The sequence below is a fragment of the Enterobacter sp. ECC_219_Taxon_10 genome (assembly GCF_058354905.1).
This window is the reverse complement of record NZ_CM178005.1, coordinates 2,252,933-2,274,878: the sequence shown is the minus strand read 5'-3', so window position 1 is coordinate 2,274,878 and position 21,946 is coordinate 2,252,933. Positions and strand designations below refer to the sequence as shown.

The 21,946-nt window shown below is 55.0% G+C and carries 18 protein-coding genes; 9 read left to right on the top strand and 9 right to left on the bottom strand.

The genetic code is table 11. The features are described from left to right. Positions 1-106 precede the first annotated feature (106 nt). Both tynA and AC4ICF_RS10890 read left to right on the top strand, forming a co-directional pair. The gene (gene tynA / locus AC4ICF_RS10895; protein WP_316379050.1) at positions 107-2,380 is read left to right on the top strand and encodes a primary-amine oxidase; all 2,274 of its coding nucleotides are present in this window, start codon (positions 107-109) and stop codon (positions 2,378-2,380) included. A 118-nt stretch (positions 2,381-2,498) separates the two neighbouring features. Next, positions 2,499-3,605 carry a GGDEF domain-containing protein gene (locus AC4ICF_RS10890; protein WP_320719613.1) on the top strand — a complete coding sequence of 369 codons (1,107 nt, stop codon included), beginning with the start codon at positions 2,499-2,501 and terminating at the stop codon, positions 3,603-3,605. 99 nt (positions 3,606-3,704) lie between these two features. Here AC4ICF_RS10890 and AC4ICF_RS10885 read toward each other — a convergent pair whose 3' ends face one another. Next, positions 3,705-5,204 (bottom strand): aldehyde dehydrogenase family protein, encoded by a 1,500-nt coding sequence (locus AC4ICF_RS10885; RefSeq protein WP_316379048.1) that lies wholly within the window; start codon positions 5,202-5,204, stop codon positions 3,705-3,707. 241 nt (positions 5,205-5,445) lie between these two features. Here AC4ICF_RS10885 and feaR point away from each other — a divergent pair, with 241 nt between their 5' ends. Then, positions 5,446-6,354: a transcriptional regulator FeaR gene (gene feaR / locus AC4ICF_RS10880; RefSeq protein WP_116341135.1), complete on the top strand. Its 909-nt coding sequence runs from the start codon at positions 5,446-5,448 to the stop codon at positions 6,352-6,354. Here feaR and AC4ICF_RS10875 read toward each other — a convergent pair whose 3' ends face one another. The 4 genes from AC4ICF_RS10875 to AC4ICF_RS10860 form a co-directional block, all read right to left on the bottom strand. Beyond that, on the bottom strand, positions 6,355-6,672 hold the full coding sequence (locus AC4ICF_RS10875) for a YdbL family probable chaperone protein (RefSeq protein ID WP_316379047.1): 318 nt from the start codon (positions 6,670-6,672) through the stop codon (positions 6,355-6,357). A gap of 7 nt (positions 6,673-6,679) precedes the next feature. After that, positions 6,680-6,871 carry a YnbE family lipoprotein gene (locus AC4ICF_RS10870; protein ID WP_045354815.1) on the bottom strand — a complete coding sequence of 64 codons (192 nt, stop codon included), beginning with the start codon at positions 6,869-6,871 and terminating at the stop codon, positions 6,680-6,682. Then, positions 6,868-9,507, bottom strand: coding sequence for a YdbH family protein (locus AC4ICF_RS10865; protein WP_316379046.1), 2,640 nt, complete (start codon positions 9,505-9,507; stop codon positions 6,868-6,870). The genes AC4ICF_RS10870 and AC4ICF_RS10865 overlap by 4 nt, the downstream gene beginning before the upstream one ends. Positions 9,508-9,634: 127 nt before the next feature. Continuing rightward, entirely contained in the window at positions 9,635-9,958 is a 324-nt protein-coding gene (locus AC4ICF_RS10860) for a hypothetical protein (protein ID WP_316379045.1), read from the bottom strand. Positions 9,959-10,284: 326 nt separating this feature from the next. Here AC4ICF_RS10860 and AC4ICF_RS10855 point away from each other — a divergent pair, with 326 nt between their 5' ends. Then, entirely contained in the window at positions 10,285-11,274 is a 990-nt protein-coding gene (locus AC4ICF_RS10855; RefSeq protein WP_116340177.1) for a 2-hydroxyacid dehydrogenase, read from the top strand. Between the two features lie 17 nt (positions 11,275-11,291). On the opposite strand, the gene AC4ICF_RS10850 is transcribed toward AC4ICF_RS10855, so the two are convergent. After that, positions 11,292-12,500 (bottom strand): MFS transporter, encoded by a 1,209-nt coding sequence (locus AC4ICF_RS10850; protein ID WP_316379043.1) that lies wholly within the window; start codon positions 12,498-12,500, stop codon positions 11,292-11,294. A gap of 453 nt (positions 12,501-12,953) precedes the next feature. Between AC4ICF_RS10850 and AC4ICF_RS10845 the strand changes: the two genes are divergently transcribed. Continuing rightward, positions 12,954-13,625, top strand: a complete 672-nt coding sequence (locus AC4ICF_RS10845; RefSeq protein ID WP_116340180.1) for an MgtC family protein — start codon at positions 12,954-12,956, stop codon at positions 13,623-13,625. A gap of 271 nt (positions 13,626-13,896) precedes the next feature. Beyond that, on the top strand, positions 13,897-14,331 hold the full coding sequence (gene uspF, locus AC4ICF_RS10840) for a universal stress protein UspF (protein ID WP_316379041.1): 435 nt from the start codon (positions 13,897-13,899) through the stop codon (positions 14,329-14,331). Between the two features lie 67 nt (positions 14,332-14,398). Here the strand turns inward: uspF and AC4ICF_RS10835 are convergent, their stop codons facing one another. Both AC4ICF_RS10835 and dcp read right to left on the bottom strand, forming a co-directional pair. Next, on the bottom strand, positions 14,399-16,981 hold the full coding sequence (locus AC4ICF_RS10835) for a bifunctional diguanylate cyclase/phosphodiesterase (RefSeq protein ID WP_439209813.1): 2,583 nt from the start codon (positions 16,979-16,981) through the stop codon (positions 14,399-14,401). Positions 16,982-17,255: 274 nt separating this feature from the next. Then, complete coding sequence (dcp, locus tag AC4ICF_RS10830; protein WP_316379039.1) at positions 17,256-19,289, bottom strand: peptidyl-dipeptidase Dcp; 2,034 nt, start codon at positions 19,287-19,289, stop codon at positions 17,256-17,258. A gap of 142 nt (positions 19,290-19,431) precedes the next feature. Here dcp and ydfG point away from each other — a divergent pair, with 142 nt between their 5' ends. Together ydfG and AC4ICF_RS10820 are read left to right on the top strand one after the other, a co-directional pair. Beyond that, entirely contained in the window at positions 19,432-20,178 is a 747-nt protein-coding gene (ydfG, locus tag AC4ICF_RS10825) for a bifunctional NADP-dependent 3-hydroxy acid dehydrogenase/3-hydroxypropionate dehydrogenase YdfG (RefSeq protein ID WP_316379038.1), read from the top strand. A 91-nt stretch (positions 20,179-20,269) separates the two neighbouring features. Then, a complete protein-coding gene (locus AC4ICF_RS10820) occupies positions 20,270-20,956 on the top strand; it encodes a GntR family transcriptional regulator (RefSeq protein WP_028013010.1) in 687 nt (228 codons plus the stop codon). 33 nt (positions 20,957-20,989) lie between these two features. Here AC4ICF_RS10820 and AC4ICF_RS10815 read toward each other — a convergent pair whose 3' ends face one another. Then, positions 20,990-21,421 carry a universal stress protein gene (locus tag AC4ICF_RS10815; RefSeq protein ID WP_116340191.1) on the bottom strand — a complete coding sequence of 144 codons (432 nt, stop codon included), beginning with the start codon at positions 21,419-21,421 and terminating at the stop codon, positions 20,990-20,992. A gap of 288 nt (positions 21,422-21,709) precedes the next feature. Between AC4ICF_RS10815 and ydfZ the strand changes: the two genes are divergently transcribed. After that, positions 21,710-21,913 (top strand): putative selenium delivery protein YdfZ, encoded by a 204-nt coding sequence (gene ydfZ, locus AC4ICF_RS10810; protein WP_316379037.1) that lies wholly within the window; start codon positions 21,710-21,712, stop codon positions 21,911-21,913. Positions 21,914-21,946 lie beyond the last annotated feature (33 nt).

The following is a 21,946-nucleotide window of genomic DNA, read 5'->3' as shown; positions in this document are numbered from 1 at the left end:
GGCAAGACCAACAAATAACCTGGCAGATGCAGGCAAACGCTTTTCTCAGGCGCCTGTCAGGATAAGGCTGTCACAACACAATAAACACAACAAGATGAGGTCTACGATGGGAAGCATTTCTTCTTTTTCTGCCCGTAGAACGGCGCTGGCCATGGCCGTTGCGCTGTGTTGCGCCTGGCAATCCCCTGTTTTCGCCCACGGCAGCGAGGCGCATATGGTCCCGATGGACAAAACCCTGCAGGACTTTGGCGCGGACGTGCAGTGGGATGATTACGCACAGATGTTCACCATTGCGAAGGACGGCGCCTTTGTGAAGGTCAAACCAGGCGCTAAGACGGCCATCGTTAACGGTCAACCCCTCAAGCTTGAGGTGCCGGTAGTGATGAAGGGCCAAAAAGCCTTTATCTCAGAGACCTTCATCAACGATGTTTTCCAGTCTGGTCTTGACCAGACCTTCCAGGTTGAAAAACGCCCTCACCCGCTAAACGCGCTGACGGCGGACGAAATTAAGCAGGCCGTCGAGATTGTTAAAGCCTCTGCGGATTTTAAACCGAATACCCGCTTTACCCAGATTGCCCTTGCGGAACCAGAGAAGGCCAAAGTGTGGGACTTTGTCCTCAACGGTACGGCAGTGGATGCCCCTCGCCAGGCGAAAATCGTCATGCTCGACGGCAAGCACGTCATCGAAAGCGTGGTGGATCTGAAGGATAAAAAAATCCTGCATTGGGAACCGGTGAAAGACGCGCACGGCATGGTGCTGCTGGATGATTTCACCGCGGTTCAGCAGATCATCAACGAAAGTACAGAGTTCGCCGAGGTGCTTAAAAAACACGGCATCACCGACCCGAAAAAAGTGATTACCACGCCGCTGACCGTCGGCTATTTCGACGGAAAAGACGGCCTGAAGCAGGAAGACCGCCTGCTGAAGGTGGTGAGCTATCTGGACGTCGGCGACGGCAACTATTGGGCGCACCCGATTGAGAACCTCGTGGCAGTGGTCGATCTTGAGCAGAAAAAGATCCAGAAAATTGAAGAAGGCGCCGTTGTGCCGGTTCCGATGACTCCGCGCCCCTATGACGGCCGCGACCGTGTCGAGACGCCGAAAAAACCGCTCCACATCATTGAGCCGGAAGGCAAGAACTACACCATCACCGGCGATATGGTGCACTGGCAGAACTGGGATTTCCACCTGAGCCTCGACTCCCGCGTCGGCCCGATGATTTCAACCGTCACGTATAACGACAACGGCAAAAAGCGTCAGGTAATGTATCAGGGATCGCTCGGCGGCATGATCGTCCCTTACGGCGATCCGGACGTGGGCTGGTACTTTAAAGCCTATCTCGACTCCGGTGACTACGGCATGGGCACCCTGACCTCGCCGCTGGTGCGCGGTAAGGACGTGCCGTCCAACGCCGTGATGCTCAATGAAACCATCCCGGACTACACCGGTACGCCGATGGAGATCCCGCGCGCGATCGCCATTTTCGAACGCTACGCGGGCCCGGAATATAAGCATCAGGAGATGGGTAAGCCCAACGTCAGCGCCGAGCGCCGCGAGTTGGTGGTGCGCTGGGTCAGCACAGTGGGCAACTATGATTACATCTTCGACTGGGTGTTCCATGAAAACGGCACCATCGGCATTGATGCCGGCGCGACGGGTATCGAGGCGGTGAAAGGCGTTCAGGCGAAAACCATGCACGATGCCACCGCTAAAGATGACACCCGATACGGCACGCTGATCGACCATAACATCGTGGGCACTACTCACCAGCACATCTATAACTTCCGGCTTGATATGGACGTGGACGGCATCAACAACAAGCTGGTGGCGATGGATCCGGAAGTGAAGCCGAATACCGCCGGCGGCCCGCGCACCAGCACCATGCAGGTCAATCAGTACGATATTGATACCGAACAGCAGGCGGCGCAGAAGTTCGACCCTGGCACCATCCGCCTGCTGAGCAACACCAGCAAGGAGAACCGCATGGGCAACCCGGTCTCGTACCAGATCATCCCTTACGCGGGCGGTACCCATCCGGTGGCGACCGGCGCGAAATTTGCCCCGGACGAGTGGATCTACCATCGCCTGAGCTTTATGGACAAACAGCTTTGGGTAACCCGCTACCACCCGGATGAGCTCTACCCGGAAGGGAAATTCCCCAACCGTTCCATCCACGACACGGGCCTCGGTCAGTACAGCAAGGATAACGAGTCGCTCAACGGCCAGGATGACGTAGTCTGGATGACCACCGGTACAACCCACGTGGCGCGAGCGGAAGAGTGGCCGATCATGCCGACGGAATGGGTGCACACCCTGCTTAAACCGTGGAACTTCTTCGACGAGACGCCAACGCTTGGTAAGAAAAAAGACGAAAAATAACCACCTGCCGGGCAATAGCCCGGTTTTTTTTGCCCCAGCGTTTGAGGATCGTCCGGGCTTGCTTATAGTTACTGATATCTCACCTGAATGATTTATCCCCCGGACGGGAAAGGATTTTATGGAAAAAAGAAAAAAACCGACACTTGAACGGGCAACCTGGCCGACGCGCCATGCCATGGTCATGCACGGGCTGGCGATGAACCTGCCCTGGCTGGCCTTCGTCAACGTTAGCTTCGCCGTGATGATCCTGCTGCGCCACGTCCTGCTTAAGGCCAGCGATCCTCTTTATCCCCACTCGCCGCCGCTAACGAAAATGGTCGATGCCTCCATGCTCGGCATCATCATCCTCTCGGCTGCGCTGATCCTGATGGCCTGGCGCCGCATCGCCGGCATCAGCGTGGTGCTGTTTATCTGCAGCGCCATCTGGTCGGTCTCCTGCTTTTGGTTTATCACCCAGCTTCTGCTACCGCACGTCTGGCCGCTGTGCGTCATTTTATTGCTCGCCGGCTTAACGGCGCTCTATTTTTACCCCGAGGGGCTGCTCGCCTTCGTGCTCCCGCTCTGGATCACCCTGCCGATAGCGAGTTGGGTACTTAATGATGGCCTTAATCTTCATTTCGTTATCATCTGGAGCGTTTTTTCGCTGATCCTGATCTGCGGGCGTTTCATCCTGCTGAGCTGGTTTGACGAGGCCTGGCGACGTAACCAGCAAAACCAGCTGCTGATCTCACGACTGGATGCGCTGGCGCATCAGGATCCGTTAACCACAACCGCCAATCGCCGGAGGATGGAAGTGGTGCTGGAGAACGCGGTTGAGCAGAAGAAACCATTCTCACTGATTATGCTGGATATCGACTATTTCAAGCGCTACAACGACACCTACGGGCATCAGGCGGGTGACGACTGTCTGACGCGCGTGGCGCGGGTGCTGAAGCAGTCGGTGCGGACGCCTGACGATGTTGTGTCACGCTACGGCGGCGAGGAGTTCGTGGTGATCCTGTTTAACTGCCCGGAAAACATCGCTGAAAAAGTGGCCTTACGCATTCAGGACGGCCTTCGCGCGGAGTCCATACCGCACAGCGCTTCGACCGTTAGCGAGCATGTCACCGTGAGCATGGGGATTGCGGGCATGGTGGAGGGCTTAGCCGGCACCGAGATCATTGCTCGCGCCGATGCGGCGCTGTACCGGGCGAAGGAGGCCGGGCGGGATCGGTGGTCGCTTTGAATAACGCCGGGTGCGGCCTGATGCCCTCACCCTGACCCTCTCCCACGGGAGAGGGAACAAACACTAAAAAGGCAACCTCCCGGTTGCCTTTTGCTTTTACTAGTAGCGCACGCACACCGACTTGGTTTCACACCAGCCGTCCAGCCAGTCCGGGCCAAAATCACGTCCTGTACCGGACTGCTTCATGCCGCCGAACGGCAGGTTAGCGTCGATCAGCGTATGGCTGTTCACCCAGACGGTGCCCGCCTGCAGCCTGTCGGTATACGCCAGCGCCTTGCTGATATTCTGCGTCCAGACGCTGGCGGTCAGGCCATATTCGGTGTCGTTTGCCAGCTGGAGCGCCTCTTCTCCGTCGGTTACCCGCACCAGGTTGACCACCGGACCAAACACCTCTTCTCGGGTTAACCGCAGCGCGGCATCCGGGTTCACCACCAGCGTCGGCGACACGTAATAGCCTTTGCCCTCCGGGCCCCGGTTGCCGACGATCAGCTCCGCGTTGCGCGACGTCGCTTCATCGAGGAAGGTCTGCACCTTATCGCAGTGCGCGCGTGATACCAGCGGGTTGATAAAGGCCTCCGGCGACATGCCCGGCCCGACGCTCAGGGATTTCACCGCCTGCTCAAACCCGCTGACCAGCGTGTCGAACAGCGGCGCTTCAATATAGATGCGCGAGCTCGCCGCGCATACCTGCCCCTGGTTCAGGAAGCTGCCGGTCATTAACCCTTCTATCACCCACGCCGGATCCGCATCCTTCAGCACGATGGCCGGGTTTTTCCCACCCAGCTCCAGGGTTACTCCGGTTAGCGTGTCCGCCGCCGCGCGGGCGATTTGCTTACCCGTCGCCGTTGAGCCGGTAAAGCTCACCTTTGCAATATGCGGATGCGAGGTCAGCGCTGCGCCGCACACCGCGCCGCTCCCGGTTACCACGTTGAAGACCCCGTCCGGGATACCCGCTTCGCTTGCCAGCTCGGCCACGCGCAGCAGTGTCAGCGGCGTGGTTTCCGACGGCTTGATGACAATAGAGCAGCCCGCGGCCAGCGCAGGCATCACTTTCCACATTCCGATCATCAGCGGGAAGTTCCAGGGCACAATCCCGGCCACCACGCCAACCGGCTCCTTACGCGTCCACGCCTGATAGCGCGCCCCCTGCGGCAGCGGGATGGAGAGATCGAGGGTTTTGCCCGCAATTTTGGTGGTCAGCCCGGCGGTATAGCGCATCCAGTTGAGGGTGCAGCCGACTTCAAAGGCCCGGGAGATGTTAATCGATTTGCCCTGCTCCAGCGTTTCAAGCTGGGCCAGCTCCTCGCCGTGCTGTTCGACGAGATCAGCGAAATGAAGCAGGATCCGCTCGCGCTCCGCCGGTAACTTTCCGGCCCAGGAGCGGGCGACAAACGCGCGCCAGCCGGACATGACGGCCCGGTCAACGTCATCGACGCTGGCATCGGCGGTCGAGGCAATCACCTCGCCCGTGGCCGGGTTGTAGACGTTCAGCCGCTTTTCGCTGTCCGACGCGGCCTGACGCCCTTCAATCCACAGGCCGTGGTGTCGGTCTAAAAACTGCTGCACGGCAGGCAGAATGGCCACCAGTGATTCAGACATAGGATACTCCTTCGTTGTTATTCTCAGTGTGTTCATCCAGTCTACGTGCGGTTTTGCATTCTCGCTTTTGTCTCTGTGACATTCGCTTTGCCACCTGTGACAGGTGCCGCAATTCGCGATAATCGTCGCTTATATCGCTGTTACCGGTGAGTGTTCTTTCCTATAGTCAGCCTCATAGCTCTGACAAAATGCAACACAAATGCAACAATGCGAAAACGTTGACGGTGCGGCGAGAGAAACGATGGCGTGTGCAAGTGAGCAGGAACAGTATCAGCAGTGGCTGGCGCAAATTAACCAGGTTTGCGGCCGTTTTAACGCGCAGCCCACCGAAGGCAAATTCTTCGGTGAGCTGGAGACCAGCTACGCGCGTAGCCTGAAGCTCAGTACCGTTACCGCAGGCGGCGTTAACCTGTTCCGCTCCCGTCAGGAGATTACACAGAGTAACGATGCCTGGTTCTATACCGTGTTCCAGCTCGAAGGCAGCGCGGAAATTGAGCAGGATGAGCGTCGCGCGGTGCTCAGAACCGGCGATATTACGCTGATTGACGCCGCTCGCCCCTGCTCGATCAACTGGCAGGAAAAGTCCCGCCAGATTTCGCTGCTGGTTCCCCGTCAGATTATTGAGCAGCAGTGCCGCTTTCAGGAGATAAGCTGCGCGCTCGCCCTTTCCCGCTCGTTGCCCACGGTACAGCTGAGCCATCGCCTGCTGATGGAAAGCATGAGCAACCCCGACCTGAGTGACCGGGAGAGTGAAGCGGCGCTCGAGGCGATGGTCTGCCTGCTGCGCCCCGCTTTCCAGCAGCGCGAAATCATTCAGCCGCGCAAGGAGCGCCAGTTCCAGCACGTGGTGGCGCTGATTGACGACCATATTCAGTCTGAATCGCTGCGCCCGGAATGGATTGCCGCCGAGAGCGGAATGTCCGTGCGCAGCCTGTACCGCATGTTTGCCGAAAAGGGGCTGGTGGTGGCGCAGTACATTAAAAACCGTCGTCTGGATCTCTGCGCGCAGGCGTTGCAGTCAACCGGCGATGACGAAAAGCTGGCGGGCATTGGCTTCAGCTGGGGATTCACCGACCATAGCCACTTTTCAACGGCGTTTAAGCAGCGTTTTGGCGTCTCGCCGGGGGAATACCGCAAGCGCTACCGCTAGCTATTTTTTCAGCCACTTACCGTTAATACCCTTCACGTACTCGCCCGGCTGCGCGCGGGCTACCAGCTTTTGCCCCGCCATTTTCGCCACTTCATCAACCGGTAAATTGTTGCTGTCGGCGAGCTTCTGATAGCTCTCCGTGCGCGCCGCGTTAATGCGATTTACCAGTTCCAGCGTTTCGGCATCCTGCTGGATCGGAGCAAGATAACCGCTCAGGGTTTCCCCCACGCGCCCCTGCGAGCGGGCATCGTTTAAGGTCAGCGCAGCCGCCTGCACGTTCATCCCCAGTGCCAGTAAAATCAGAGCTACTCGTTTCATGGCGTCCTCAGAACAGATCGCTGCGCGATTTCAGCAGGGTTTCAACGTCTTTATCGACCTTAATATGGATCTCGTGTTCGATTTTGACATTCATGTTGATGGTAATCGGCTCCTTTGGCGCAGCGACTTCAATGCGCGGCGTACAGCCGGTCAGTAGCGCGGCAACGGCAACGGTAAGCGCACCAGCCATCTTTTTCATTGTTGTTCCTCACTTTCCTTGCCGGTCGAACTGCGGGGAGCAGGTATCACCGCATGTTGCTCAAACCAGGTTTGCAGGTTGTCTCCAAAACGCAGGCTGCGCCAGAGGGTAAAAACATTCTCGTCATGGGTATAGTTCAGATTGACGGAGCTGCTTTTGCCGTCCACCCGGCTGGTCCCTTTGATGGTCGCCTGCATGGTTAATTCACCCAGGTTATCTAAATTGATTCTCGTCCACGAACGCGAAATTTCCATATATCGGAGCCAGTTAATCGCCGCGCCCGCCACCATATTATCTTTCACGATGGCGTCGGCCGTATCTTTGTCGATGCGTAGCGTCATTGGCCCAGGGTTGGTCAGCCAGCCATCTTTAATAATCCATTTTTCATTGTCCAGCCAGAACGGCAGCGCCCCGCTCACCGGACCCGACAGGGTAAACTGCTTCGGGTTGACAGCGCTAATGAGCTCGCTTGAGGAGATATTGTCCACGCGCAGCAGGGCCGGATCGTGCTGCGGCATCCGCAGCTGCTGCATGGTCATTTTCCCGCCGAGCATTTCCACCTTGACGTTGGTGAGCAGCAGCGGGTTGGCCTCCGTCCAGGGATAATCCCCCTGTAGATCGGCGGTTATGTTGCGCGCGGTCACCAGGTTTTCCACTTCGCCAATGCGCAACGTGACCGGGCCGCGGGTACCCAGGGACCAGGTTCCCTCGCTGAAGCGGAACGGCAGCACAAAATCGACGCCGTTGATCTGGTTATCCGGCATCCAGGCGCTACCGGATTTCAGCACGCCGTGCCCGCCCGCCTCAAAGCCCTGATCGGGGGCCGCAGAGAAGGCAACCTGCGCATAAAGTTCCCCGTCACGCAGCGTCATTTTCCAGTCCGGCGGGACCAGCGGCTGGAAGACGGTGAGCGACTGTTTCGGCCACCAGGCCTGTCCGCGAAGGCGCTCCCCATCCCAACGACCGTTCACCTGCACCGGGCCGATGGCGTCCGCATGCAGGTTACCCTTAAACTGAAAAATGGTTGGGTCGGTGCCGTCGACGCTGAAGGTCAGGACCGACGGCGGCAAAACGCTGCCGCCGGAGAAACGGGTTTGCCCGGCATTGAGCGACAGCGCGCCGCTGAAGGTAGGCTTTTCGGGATCGCGGACCCAGCGCACCGGTTGCTCCAGCGCCAGGCGCGGCTTGCTGACGTCCATCGTGCCGTACTGGAGCTTGTCAAAACCGGTGGAAAGCGCCGTCAGCTCAATGAGGTTGTCGCGCCACTCGCCTTTCCCGGCGACATCCCAGCGGGCATTCATTGGCGTAAAATGCCCTTTGCCCCAGTAGCGCCACTGCCACAGGCCGTTGTCAGGGAGAAAATCGTTGGCCTGGCCGTCCAGGTGGAGTTCAAAATCACCCATCTCGTTTTCATGGGCGCGCAGAATAGCCTGCAGACGACCGTCGACACCCTTCTGCGTGAGCTTCACGCCCGCCAGCGGCCAGCGGATTTCATCGATATCTAGCGAGTCAATGATGCGCCCGCGCGAGCGAAGCAGCGCGCCCGGCGCAAAGGCCAGCTGCGGTTCATACAGGCTGCCGGTCAGTTTTGCCGGCAATCTGGCGTAAAGAATGAGATCGTTTTGCTTCGCCTCGCCGCTGAGATGCAGTGGCATGTCGCTGTTTTCCATGCTGAGCCTGCCGGGCCCAATATTCAGTACCGCGTTGCCTTTCCCCGCGTCGCCGTGGGTAAGCACATTCAGACGTCCGGTCAGGGTGGCTTTCTCCAGCCCCTGCTGCCAGTTGTAGGCGCGAAGGGAAACCCGGCCGCTCGCTGGCATACCGGAGAGATCCCAGTTCCAGCGCCCGTCGCTGATGTTCAGCTGTTCCGCGGTGATCTGCCACGGCAGATCGAGCAGCGGCTCGGGGTTGTCTCGCGCCATGACCACCAGCTGCCCCTGATTGTCTTCCCAGTCCAGATCGGCATCGACCAGAGACGTTAGCTGAGGCACGTTAAAGGTCGCCACCGCGTGGCCTTTCACCGGCACGCCATCCGGTACCAGCGGCAAGGTAAACTCGCCCACCAGCTTAATCGGCTGCGGCTGGTCCGGGAGCTGAACATTAAACTGGCTGACCGATAGCGTCTGGCCGCGAAGCGTGCCTTTAATGCTGACCTGCTCGCCTTTATAGGCGATCTCCTGAATGGACGGAGTCAGCGACGCATGCAGCTCGCCCTGCCACTGTTGCCAGGGCGAGAGCGTCAGACGGTGAATGGTGAGCCAGGTATTCGGTAACACCGCCTGCCACTGGGCCAGCGTTTTTGGTGCTACCGTGGACGGGGCTGACTGAGGAATCTTGCTCAGACAGACGGCGTTAAGATCCAGCGAGCCGACATCCAGTTTCCAGCGGCTCGGATGTGACAGCGTCACGTTATCGATACGGGCAATTTCGCAGTCTTCAACCAGATAGCGAAGATCGGGGATCACCAGCGCATGGCGGGTAAGTTTTGGACTCTCTTCAAAAGCGATGCGCGTTCCGACGGGAAGCCAGATCCCGGCGAGCGTCGGCACCCACTGGGCGAGCGTCATCAGCAGCGTCAGCGGCACCAAAATTAACAGCAGTAAAACCGCAATGGCGGCTTTGTATTTACCCTTCATGGGCAGTTAATATCCTGATTTTTCGAAAGAATTAAGCCGGCAATGCCGAATATTGTCGCATGTTTAGCGGGTCAGTTGAAGCCAAAGCCAGATTTAAGGATAGATGTTGTAACGTTAAGTTGCGAAACTAGGGCCTGTTCCGAGGCATCGCCAGAAGGTAAAGCATGGCGAATATCAACGACCCCCAAAACACCGAGTCGTAACGCCAGGGATCAAAATCAATATGTAAGAAACCGCTAACAAACTCATAGCCGTTGGCAAAAACGTTAATTTGAATGGCAGCAATGGCTATCACAAAAAGCGTATAGGCAATGAGCAGAGGATATTTACGCAGCCTGTTGACCTTGAGTTTCCCCATCAACAGTAAGAATAAAACCGCAATAGATACAACAAAATAGTACAAAGCGGGCAGCATCGGCGGAGATAAGGACAACTCCAATTGTTGCGACATGCATCATTCTCCATATTTGTCAGAAACTCACCCGGTTCCTAATATCTTTCCATCGCATCCGGAGGCATTGCAGTTTTCACACCCTCTTGCCATTCTTTAACGTAATCCAGACAGGCGTTTCTCGCATCCTCTACCCACTCCATTTTCCGCTACATGCCCTGCTCAGATTCGCGCCGAAGATTTCTCGTAGTAAGAATATCATGGAGTTAGGGTGTACATATGCTCTAGAATAATTGATAGAACTTATTGAATTCAATAATATTTTATAAATTGTAAGATAATTTTAATCATGCTAACGTGAATGCAAAATCACTGGAGAAAGTCTTATGAAACTCGCGGTATATAGCACAAAGCAGTACGACAAAAAGTATCTGCAACATGTTAACGAGGCTTACGGGTTTGAGCTTGAATTTTTCGACTTTCTGCTGTCCGAAAAAACCGCCAAAACGGCGCACGGCTGTGAAGGCGTCTGCATTTTTGTTAACGACGACGGCAGTCGTCCGGTGCTGGAAGAGTTGAAAAAACAGGGGGTGAAGTACATCGCCCTGCGCTGCGCGGGCTTTAATAACGTGGACCTCGACGCGGCGAAAGAGCTGGGTCTGAGAGTGGTGCGCGTTCCTGCATACTCCCCGGAAGCCGTCGCGGAACACGCTATTGGCATGATGATGTCGCTCAACCGTCGTATTCATCGCGCTTATCAGCGCACCCGTGACGCCAACTTCTCTCTGGAAGGGCTGACCGGCTTTACCATGTACGGCAAAACCGCGGGCGTGATCGGCACCGGAAAAATCGGCGTCGCCGCTCTACGCATTCTGAAAGGCTTCGGCATGCGTCTGCTGGCATTCGATCCGTACCCAAGCGCCGCGGCGCTGGAGCTGGGCGTGGAGTACGTTGACCTGGCGACCCTGTTCTCGCAGTCAGACGTGATCTCCCTGCACTGCCCGCTGACGCCGGAAAACTACCACCTGCTTAACCAGGCGGCGTTTGACCAGATGAAAGACGGCGTGATGATCATCAACACCAGCCGCGGCGGTCTGGTTGACTCTCAGGCCGCTATCGAAGCGCTGAAAACCCAGAAAATTGGCGCGCTGGGGATGGACGTCTATGAGAACGAGCGCGATCTGTTCTTTGAAGATAAGTCCAACGATGTGATCCAGGACGACGTGTTCCGCCGCCTGTCTGCCTGTCATAACGTCCTGTTTACAGGCCACCAGGCGTTTCTGACTGCCGAAGCGCTGATCAGCATTTCAGAAACCACGCTGGGCAACCTGCAGCAGCTGGAAAAGGGCGAAACCTGCCCTAACGAACTGGTTTAACGTGACCCCGGGTGGCGCTATGCCCCACCCGGCATGCTGTCTGTTTCCCAGGTCCGGTGCGCAAAGCACCACCAGAGCAGGACGGCCACCAGCGCAATCGCGCTCAGCACGCTGAACGCCGCCGCAAAGGAGTAGTGACCGGCAATCGTGCCGGTTAACGCCGGGCTCATGGATGCGCCAACGCCCTGCATCAGCATCACCACGCTCTGTCCGGCATTGACATGCCCGCTCCCGCGCAACAGCACCACGATAAACGACGGAACCACAACCCCCAGGATCCCTGCGGCCAGCCCGTCGAGAATTTGTACCGGGATCATCATTAACGGCGCGTCCGTACTTGCTGCCAGCGCCGCGCGCACCGGCATAACCAGCAGCGCCAGCATAATTAAGCGCCAGTAGCCGTAGCGGTCTATTCGGTGGGCGACCCAGATGGCAACGGGGATCATCACCGCCTGAGAGATGATGACGGTGCCCGCCGCGTACAGGCCGGGGTTGATCGAGGCGGGTGCCGCGGCCACCCTCATGCTCAGCATCGGCAGCAGCGCGGCGTTCGCCAGGTGGAACAGCAGCAGCGTCAGCCCGGTCACAAACAGCGCCCGGTTTTTAATCAGCACCGCGAAGCCGGGGACAGGCACGCTTCCTGAGGATGAAAGCCCCCGCGCCGCGTCGTTATCAATGTCCTCGTTGCGGATGGCAAGTAGCGCACAGAGCGTTAACAGCGTGGTACAGGTCATCAGCAGGAAAATCCCGCCGACGCCCCAGTACCAGGCAATGCCGCCTGCAATCAGCGCGGTAACAAAGTTGCCGCCGTGATTGAACGCCTCATTCTTGCCCATCTGTGCGCTGAACCCGCTTTGGCCGGTCAGCCCCAGCGTAATCCCGGCGACGAGCGGCCCGACAAACGCCGCACAGATGCCGGTGACCATTTGTGAGACGGCGACAACGCTGGTCTGCTGGCTAAACCAGAGCAGCAGCGTGCTCAGGGTGATCAACATGCAGAGCAGCGCCAGCAAGGCACGTTTGTTCCGGGAGGTGTCGGTGATAACCCCCGCCGGCAACGTGGCCAGTAATCCCGCCAGCCCACCTGCCGTCATCAGAAAGCCGATATCATCGGGGGTCCAGTGACGCTCAGTGAGGAAAATACCGAGAAAAGGGCCGAGGCCATCGCGGACGTCGGCAATGAAAAAACTTGTGAGGCATAACGCCCGCAGCGAACGAAGGGACATACTTCCTGCCTTTGCATATTGTCGCCTGAAAAGAACAAAACGTAGTATACCGGGTATTTTGAAGACCAGAGGAACGCTGAAAAACAATTTTCCCGATCTTAAACAAATCCTCACGGACCCTTCTTTTTCGCTTTACTCATTAATACGTCTGATTATACTGACGATAAATTCATACAGGAGCTCTTCGTTGGACAGCCATTTTATATACGATACGAAGGTAAGCTAACGCGATTTTCTCGCTGCTTACCTTAACGGTGGGCAGCAATCTCTTCCAGACGATTGCCTCCCGATACATTTACAAAGACTAAAATTGTTGGTAATCGCGATGGTCATGTTTAAACATTCCCTTTTCCCGCCGCCTTCGCCTGAAATGCTTTGCGTTTAAACGGCGTTATCGCGCGCTTTGTGAAGCGCTGACGCTTATTATTTAATACGTTAACAGGCGACAGGCTGATGTTCCCTTATATCTCTCATCTGCTCGCAGCAATGCTGCTGGGCGCAATTATTGGCGCGGAAAGACAGTGGCGCCAGCGCATGGCCGGACTTCGTACCAATGCACTGGTTGCCACGGGTGCGGCCGTGTTTATTTTAAGTTCCATATCTACGTCTTCTGATAGCCCTGGGCGCATCGCAGCGCAGATCGTCTCCGGAATAGGCTTTCTTGGCGCAGGCGTCATTATGCGTGAAGGCATGAACATTCGCGGTTTGAATACCGCCGCAACGCTGTGGTGCTCGGCCGGAATAGGCGTACTGTGCGGCTTAGGTCAATTCTGGAATGCCGCCACGGCAAGCTTAATTATTCTCAGCGCCAACATATTGCTTCGTGAAGCCGCGCAGCGAATCAATCAGCTGCCCGCGCTCCACGAAGACGAAAAATGCTATGTCCTGACTATCACCTGCAATGATGAGCATGAAGATGCAGTGCGGAATAGCATCGTAAATATGGCCAAAGAGTTGACGTTAAGTCTGAAAGCGATTTATTCCGCTACGGCGCACGCCGAGGGAAAAACCGAAATTCGGGCTGAGGTGATGACCCGTGAGGAATACCGAAAATTACTCGATCTGATTATGGGGAATATGGGCGGAAATAAAATTATCGCGTCCGTCAGCTGTCACGCAGTATAAATACTAAACCGGGCATTACACCCGGTTCTGTTTTAGCATAATTTTACGCTACTCTGCTCGCTGCCCATAAAAAGGGACATGCGCCGATCAAGGCTGAGCGCCAGCTCGCCCATAAAGCGAGAATGTACATAGTCACGACGAAATGCCAGGCAAGTTTGACTACACAAATACTACAGAACAGAAATTTGTACCCGTTATGACACCTCGCTCTCTGTTTTCCTGAAATTAACAGCCTAACCTGAACTGTGTAAAAAACACTCAGGAGGGACATATGTACAACTCTATTTTGGTTCCGATTGACATTTCCGAGGATAGCCTGACCCACATGGTTATCCCGTTCGTTCAGGCACATACAGCACTCAACACGGCCAAAGTCCATTTTCTAACTGTTATTCCCTCGCTACCCTACTATTCATCTTTAGGGTTGGCATACTCAGTGGAAATGCCGAAGATAAAAGAGTTCCAGCATGTGGCCTTAGCAAAACTGGATGAAATTGTTAAGCAGTTCAAAATTCCTCCAGACAAGATACAGACTCACGCCGTGACGGGATCCCCTAAAGATCAGATTCTAAAGCTCGCTGACACGATCGGCGCTGACCTGATTATCATCGCATCCCACAAGCCTGACATATCAACGTATCTGTTAGGCTCAAATGCTGCAGCAGTGGTGCGGCATGCGAAATGTCCGGTACTGGTCGTAAGATAGAAAACCGGGCGAGAAGCCCGGTTTTTTTTCGTTGATGCTTCCCTGAGTCAGGGCTGAAAAAACGCGTTTAAACACTCAGTACGTTCGCGTTTAAATTGAGATCGGCAATGGCAGCCGGTTTTCCAAGCAGGTAGCCCTGAACCTCATCGCACTTATTTTTTTTCAGGAACGACAGCTGTTCGATGGTTTCCACCCCTTCTGCGGTTATCTCCATCGAATAGGCTTTACCCAGATCGATAATTTTCTCGACGACCGACTGGTTCTGCGGTGAATCGCCTAAAGCAAAAATAAAGCTTTTGTCGAGCTTGAGGCCGTCAAACTGAAACTTCCGAAGATAGCTCAGAGACGCATAGCCCGTACCGAAATCATCAATCAGAATGCGCACGCCCATTTTTTTAAGGGCCTTCATGGTCAGCAGCGTTTGTTCAGGATCGGAAAGCGTGACGTTTTCAGTCACTTCAATTTCCAGACGGTTGGGCTCAAGCCCTGTTTCATGGAGGATCTCTTTTATCCGTTCAGCGAGATCGCTTGCCTGGAATTCAATAGCAGAGATGTTTACGGATACCGATAGTCCTGGTAATTTACCTTTTGTTTCTACACACGCTTTACGAATAACCCAGTTGCTGAGGCTAATAATTAATCCTGTTTCTTCAGCCAGCGGAATGAACCGATCGGGCATTATGGTTCCTCTAACCGGGTGCTGCCAGCGCACAAGCGCTTCCACGGCATCTATTCGGGAATATCTGAGGTTATAACGCGGCTGGTAGAGCAGGCAGAGCTGGTCTTCACGAATTGCCGTCTTCAGTTCTAATTCCAGCTTCCTGCGCTCGGTCAACTTTTCTGACATATCCGGACGATAATAGACCCATCTGTTTCTGCCGGATTGTTTAGCCTGATAAAGCGCAATATCCGCATAGCGTAGAAGCTCGTTTGCGCTGCTGCTATCGCGCGGAGCCAATGCAATTCCCATGCTGACGCCTATTGTCACCTCATTACCTTCAATGGAGAAAGGACGGTTAAGTTCCTGCACGATGCGTTGACACACCTCTTCAATACGATCTATTTGGCTGGTGTTGCCGAGGAGCAGCATAAATTCATCTCCTCCCTGCCGTGCAACAAAATCACCGTCACGAATACAGCCCTTAAGTCGTGACGCGACTTCACCAAGCAGGGCGTCGCCCGTGGAATGCCCAAATATATCGTTGACGGGCTTAAACTTGTCTAAATCGAGGCAAATCATTGCAAAGGGGCTCGCGTTGACGCCTTCTTGAGCTAACTGGCCCGCCAGAAACTCCTTGATGTGGTACCGGTTCGGGAGCCCCGTTAATTCATCATGGCGGGAGAGAAACTCCACGCGTTTTATTGCCTCTACTTCCAGAGAGACATCCGTTGCCGCCCCGCGTAAAACTACCGTTCCATCAGCCTGAGCAGAAAATTTTGCCAAAAGCGTGCAATAAGAGGTGGAGTGCTGATTATTGATATAAGGACAGTTCCTGAATTCAAAGCGTCCTGTTAATTCCCGATGGCTGACACAATCACGAAGCAGGTCTCCTGTTGAAGGAAAGAGTTCATCCAGCCTGCGACCTATCCATTTGCTGTTTTCATATCCCGTAACAGTGGAAAATCGGCCTGATAGCCACGTTATAGTTAACGATAAATCTGTTTCCCAGAACCAGTCGCTGGTTGTTTCGCTGACATCCCTGAATCGTTTTTCACTGGTGATAAGATTCAACCGTGCCTGCTCAAGGAGAAAGGCATTTTCGTCATGAATTTTCGCCTTGTGCATAATATGACGCATAAGAATTACCGTCATCGTTATTGTAAGCAGTACGGAAAGAATAAGTAACGGCAGAAAATAGACGATCAACGCCTGGCCGGGATTTTCGCTGTCCCAGATAATCTGCACATCACCCTTCTGGGTGCTTAATGTTAATTCCGTCCGATCGTTTATTTTAGAAACCAACGCGTTGGGTAAAATACGAACATTTTTAATGGCGGCATCATGCCCCATCGTGAGAAGTTTTTTAGCCGTTAATTTATCTACAAACACCATTGCCGAAGGCCGGCCCGGTAAGGGGTGTACACTGGTATCATCGCCCGTTGTTATCCATTCAGCAGATACAATGGCAGGCATGGAATCAATTAGCGTTAGTACAGAAACCGGCAATCCCTTATTTTTGCTCAGTTCGCTGAGTAAACGGTCTTTTGTCGATGTACCTAACCAGCGCTCCAGTTCTTCCTGTTTCAGTTTCCCGTCAATCACGCTGTAGCGCGTGGTGCCTTCCGGGGAGAGGACAAACGCGCCTTCATAGCCAAAGTTTTCATACAGCGACTTGCCCAGATTCTGCTTGTCCCATGCCCAGTGCGTATCCATTTTCTGATGGAGGTGTTTGTAGGCATCGCCCCACTCTGCATAGTCTTTCAGATGACTGCGGATGCTCTCCTGGCGGGCCTCTAACGCTTTTCTTAATAAAAATTCGTCATGCTTGTCGCTGATTTCATTAACATTATTTTTTATTACCAGCAAAGACACTATTGCTGCCGCAAAAATACCGACCAGCAACGTTACAACATAGGTAAAGGTTTTATTTATCAGCCTTTTAGATTGCTCGACATCCGTAAAGCCAGAGGTGGTCAGAGGTAGGGTCATCATTCGCCTTCTTAACTGCTATAACGTCAATTTTTTCTCATCTTCATTTATCGGCATAAAAAGGGAAAAATTTACAGTGAAAAACACACCTTTAATCAGCGTTTATTTTTATAACCCGGACAACTTTAATAAAAGGCGCTATTCGCGATAAAAATAATTGCACCGCGTATATTCTGGGAAATATTACTGATATTTATTGAAATAGCTGAAGGAGAAGAGAAAGGAGATAAAAACCGGGCTTCGGGCCCGGTTCTGTTTTCACCCAAACATGACGCTATTCGCTCAATCCGCGATTCTCCAGCATCGGTTCAATCTTCGGATCGTGCCCGCGCCAGTTTCGATACAGTTCGGCTAAATCAGCGCTGTTGCCACGAGACAAAATCGCCTCACGGAACGTTTGCCCGTTCTCGCGGGTTAAGCCCCCCTGCTCCACGAACCACTGATAGCCATCGTCCGCCAGCATTTGCGTCCACAGGTAGGCGTAATACCCCGCAGCGTAGCCGCCGCCAAAAATATGGGCAAAGTAGCTGCTGCGATAACGCGGCGGTACGGCGGGCAGATCCAGCCCCTCTTTTTTCAACGCCGCGGCTTCAAATTCTTCAACGCTCGACACGGCCTCGCTGATGCCGTGCCAGTTCATGTCCAGCAGCGCCGCGCTCAGCAGCTCCGTCATGTCATAACCCTTGTTGAAATGGGTCGCGTTGAGCATGCTTTCCCGCAGCGCGTCCGGCATGGGTTCACCGGTTTCGTAGTGACGGGCATAGTGGCTAAACACCTGAGGATGGCTGGCCCAGTGCTCATTGATTTGCGACGGGAATTCAACGAAATCACGCGGCGTATTGGTACCGGACAGCGTAGCGAAGCGCTGGCTGGCAAACAGACCGTGCAGAGTATGGCCAAACTCGTGGAACAGGGTTATCACGTCATCCCAGGAGAGAAGCGCGACGCCGCCGTTACCCGGCTTTTGGTAGTTGCAGACGTTGTAGATCACCGGACGGGCAGCAAACTCGAAGGATTGCTCGATAAAATTCCCCATCCAGGCTCCGCCCTGCTTGGAATCGCGGGCAAAGAAGTCGCCGTAAAACAGCGCCATGCCCTCACCGGTGTGGTCGAAAATTTCCCAGACCCGGACGTCCGGGTGATAAACCGGAATATCGAAACGCTCCACAAAACGAATACCAAACAGCTGGCTGGCCGCCCAGAATACGCCATCCTGCAATACGGTATTGAGCGCAAAATAGGGTCGAATCTGCGATTCATCAAGGGCGTATTTCGCCTGGCGCACGCGCTCGGCATAAAAGGCCCAGTCCCAGGCCTGCGCGGTGAAACCGCCCTGCTCGTCATCAATGACCTTCTGAATATCGGCCTGCTCGCGCTCTGCACGGGCACGCGCCGCGGGCACAATCCCGCGCATAAAGGCCAGCGCGGCGTCTGGAGTTTTCGCCATCTGGTCGGCGATGCTCCAGCTGGCGTAATCTTCAAAGCCGAGCAGACGGGCCTGGCGCGCGCGCAGCGCCGTAAGACGCAGGATCAATGCGCGGGTGTCGTTTTCATCCCCTTTCTGGGTGCGCGTCCAACCCGCGTTGAACAGGTTTTCGCGCGTCTGGCGATTGCGCAGCGCGGCTAGCGCAGGCTGCTGTGTCGTATTCAGGAGCGGGATCAGCCAGCGGTCGTTAAGCCCTTTTTCCGCGGCGGCCTGCGCCGCGGCAGCAATCTCTTCTGCGCTGAGGCCTTCAAGCTGGTGCGCGTAATCAGCCACCAGCCCGCCCGCGTTGTTGGCGGCCAGCAGGCGCTGGTTAAACTGGCTGGTCAGGGATGCGGCCTCAGTATTCAGCGCCTTCAGCTCGGCTTTTTCTGTCTCATTCAGGCGCGCGCCAGCCAGAATAAAGCGCTGATACGTCTCTTCGACCAGCCGACGGGATTCGGCGTCCAGCGCGGCGCGGTCCTGCCAGACGCTCTCGACGCGGGCAAAAAGGATATCGTTCAGCCAGATGTCGTTCGCCAGCGCGGCAAGTTCGGTGGAGAACTGCTCTTCCAGTTCCTGCAGATACGCATTGGTGTGCGCGGAGGTCATGGCGAAGAAAACGCTGCTGACGCGCGCGAGCATGAGGCCGCTTTTCTCCAGCGCCAGCACGGTGTTAGTGAAGTCTGGCGCAGCGGTTTGAGAGACGATCGCGTCTATGTCCGCCCGCTTCTGACGAAGCGCTTCATCGAAGGCCGGACGATAGTGCTCGTCTTTGATGGTATCAAAATGGGGTGCCTGATAGGGCAACAGGCTGATGTCAAAAAAGGGATTCGTGGCCGTCATCTTTCACTCCTGAGTACGGGTATCCTCCCAGAGTAGGCCAGGCCGCCATCGCCTGCAACGCCGTCATACAAATGTTGCCTTAACGCATCCTCTGCGACCGTGCTATGTTAGTACAACACAAAAAGCGTTGAGGAACAGTGAGATGATTATTTTAGTTACCGGGGCAACGGCGGGTTTTGGTGAAAGCATCACGCGTCGCTTCGTCGCCAACGGACACAAGGTTATTGCAACCGGCCGTCGTCAGGAGCGCCTGCAGGAGCTGAAGGACGAATTAGGTGACAGAATCCTGACCGCACAGCTGGACGTGCGTAACCGCGCGGCCATTGAAGAGATGATTGCTAACCTGCCGGCAGAGTGGCGCACCATCGACGTGCTGGTCAACAATGCCGGTCTGGCGCTGGGCATGGAGCCTGCCCACAAAGCCAGCGTTGAGGACTGGGAAAACATGATCGACACCAACAACAAAGGGCTGGTGTACATGACCCGCGCGGTGCTGCCGGGCATGGTGGAGCGCAACCGCGGCCACATTATCAACATCGGTTCTACCGCCGGGAGCTGGCCTTACGCGGGCGGTAACGTCTACGGCGCAACTAAAGCCTTTGTTCGCCAGTTCAGCCTGAACCTGCGTACCGATCTGCACGGCACCGCCATTCGCGTCACCGATATCGAACCGGGCCTGGTGGGCGGCACCGAATTCTCTAACGTTCGCTTCAAGGGCGATGACGCGAAAGCGGATAAAACCTACGAAAACGCCAACGCGTTGACGCCGGAAGATGTGACCGAAACGGTCTGGTGGGTGGCAACGCTGCCAAAACACGTCAACATCAATACCGTAGAGATGATGCCGGTCAGCCAGAGTTTTGCCGGACTTAGCGTCCATCGTGGTTAAATATGCCCTTCCCGGCCTGCGGGCCGGGTCTGTTTCGGGTTGTAAAAGAATGGTAGTATGTTCAGGCTAACTCTCTGAGAACTGACAACTCATGGCCGCTGAATCGCAACTCAATCCCACCCAGCCCGTAAACCAGCAAATCTATCGCATTTTGCGACGTGATATTGTCCATTGCCTGATCCCGCCGGGTACGCCGCTTTCTGAAAAAGAGGTCTCCGTGCGTTTTGACGTGTCCCGCCAGCCGGTGCGTGAAGCGTTTATTAAGCTTGCTGAGAACGGACTGATTCAGATCCGCCCGCAGCGCGGCAGCTACGTGAACAAAATTTCACTCTCTCAGGTGCGCAACGGCTGTTTCGTCCGCCAGGCGATTGAATGCGCGGTGGTGCGCCGTGCTGCAACGCTTATTAATGACAACCAGTGTTACCTGCTGGAGCAAAACCTGCATCAGCAGCGCATTGCGATTGACCGTAAGCAGCTCAACGATTTCTTCCAGCTTGATGACGAGTTTCACCAGAAGCTGGCGCAAATTGCGGACTGCCAGCTGGCCTGGGATACCATCGAGAACATCAAGGCCACCATTGACCGGGTGCGCTATATGAGCCTCGATCACGTCTCCCCGCCGGAAATGCTGCTCCGACAGCATCACGATATTTTCAGCGCGCTGGAAAAACGCGACCCGGACGGCGTGGAAAAAGCGATGACGCTGCATCTGCAGGAGATCGGCGAATCCGTGCAGCTTATTCGTCAGGAAAATAGCGAGTGGTTTAGCGAAGAGTGATATTTGCCGCCCCATTCGCGGGCGGCGTTGTGATTAGCGAACGACTAACACCGGGATGGTGGCGTAGCGCAGAATAGATTCTGCATTTGATCCCAGCAGATGGGTAGTGATGCCCGGATTTTTCGACCCGATGACAATCACGTCATATTCCCCCTCTTTGCTCAGTCTGATAATTTCATCGCGGACGTTACCAAAACGAACCAGAGAGTGAATATTCTCCGCAGAGATATCGAACAGTCTTTTTAACGCGTTCATTTTCTTCGCGGATTCCGCGGTCATATACTCTTCAAACTTTTTAATATCGGCGTTGAATCCTCGCAGCAGAGACCGGCTGCTGGCTGGCAGAATATTGACCAGGGTAATCGACGCGCCCTCAGCCTTCGCGAGGTTAGCCGCGTGGCGAACCGCTTTGTCGCTCAGATCCATTTCAAACACGTCAACAGGCATCAAAATCTTCTTATACATAAGCCTGACTCCTCATTCCGATGAAGGGTTATTTCCTGTACCCAGAATGGCATCGGGAATATAAACCAATCCTCAACACTTCCTCTTCGAAACTATAAACAAATGAAAATAACGGTCTGCTTTGTAAATTGCCGTCGTTAACCGTCAGCACCCCACGGAATAAAGAAAAAAGTGTGAGTTTGATCAAAAACAAAAACATGGCTGGCAGACAGGCGTATTTATAGTGCCCCGTGAACGGCAAAAGCTGTAATAGCGCCGTAACGGATAGTTTAGAGAGGAGAAAATACCATGTTGACATACGACCGTAACCGCAATGCAATCACCACCGGCAGCCGCGTCATGATTAGCGGCACCGGCAAAACCGGCGTGATTAAGGCAATCCACAGCGACGGGCTCGATTCCGCGCAGGTGCGCCGTGGCAAAACGGTGGAAGTGGAAGGATGTGAAGGTAAGTTCGAACCAATTGAACTGATTCGTCTGGGTATGCACTAAATTGTGCGCCAACATGCCGCCGCGAACGGCGGC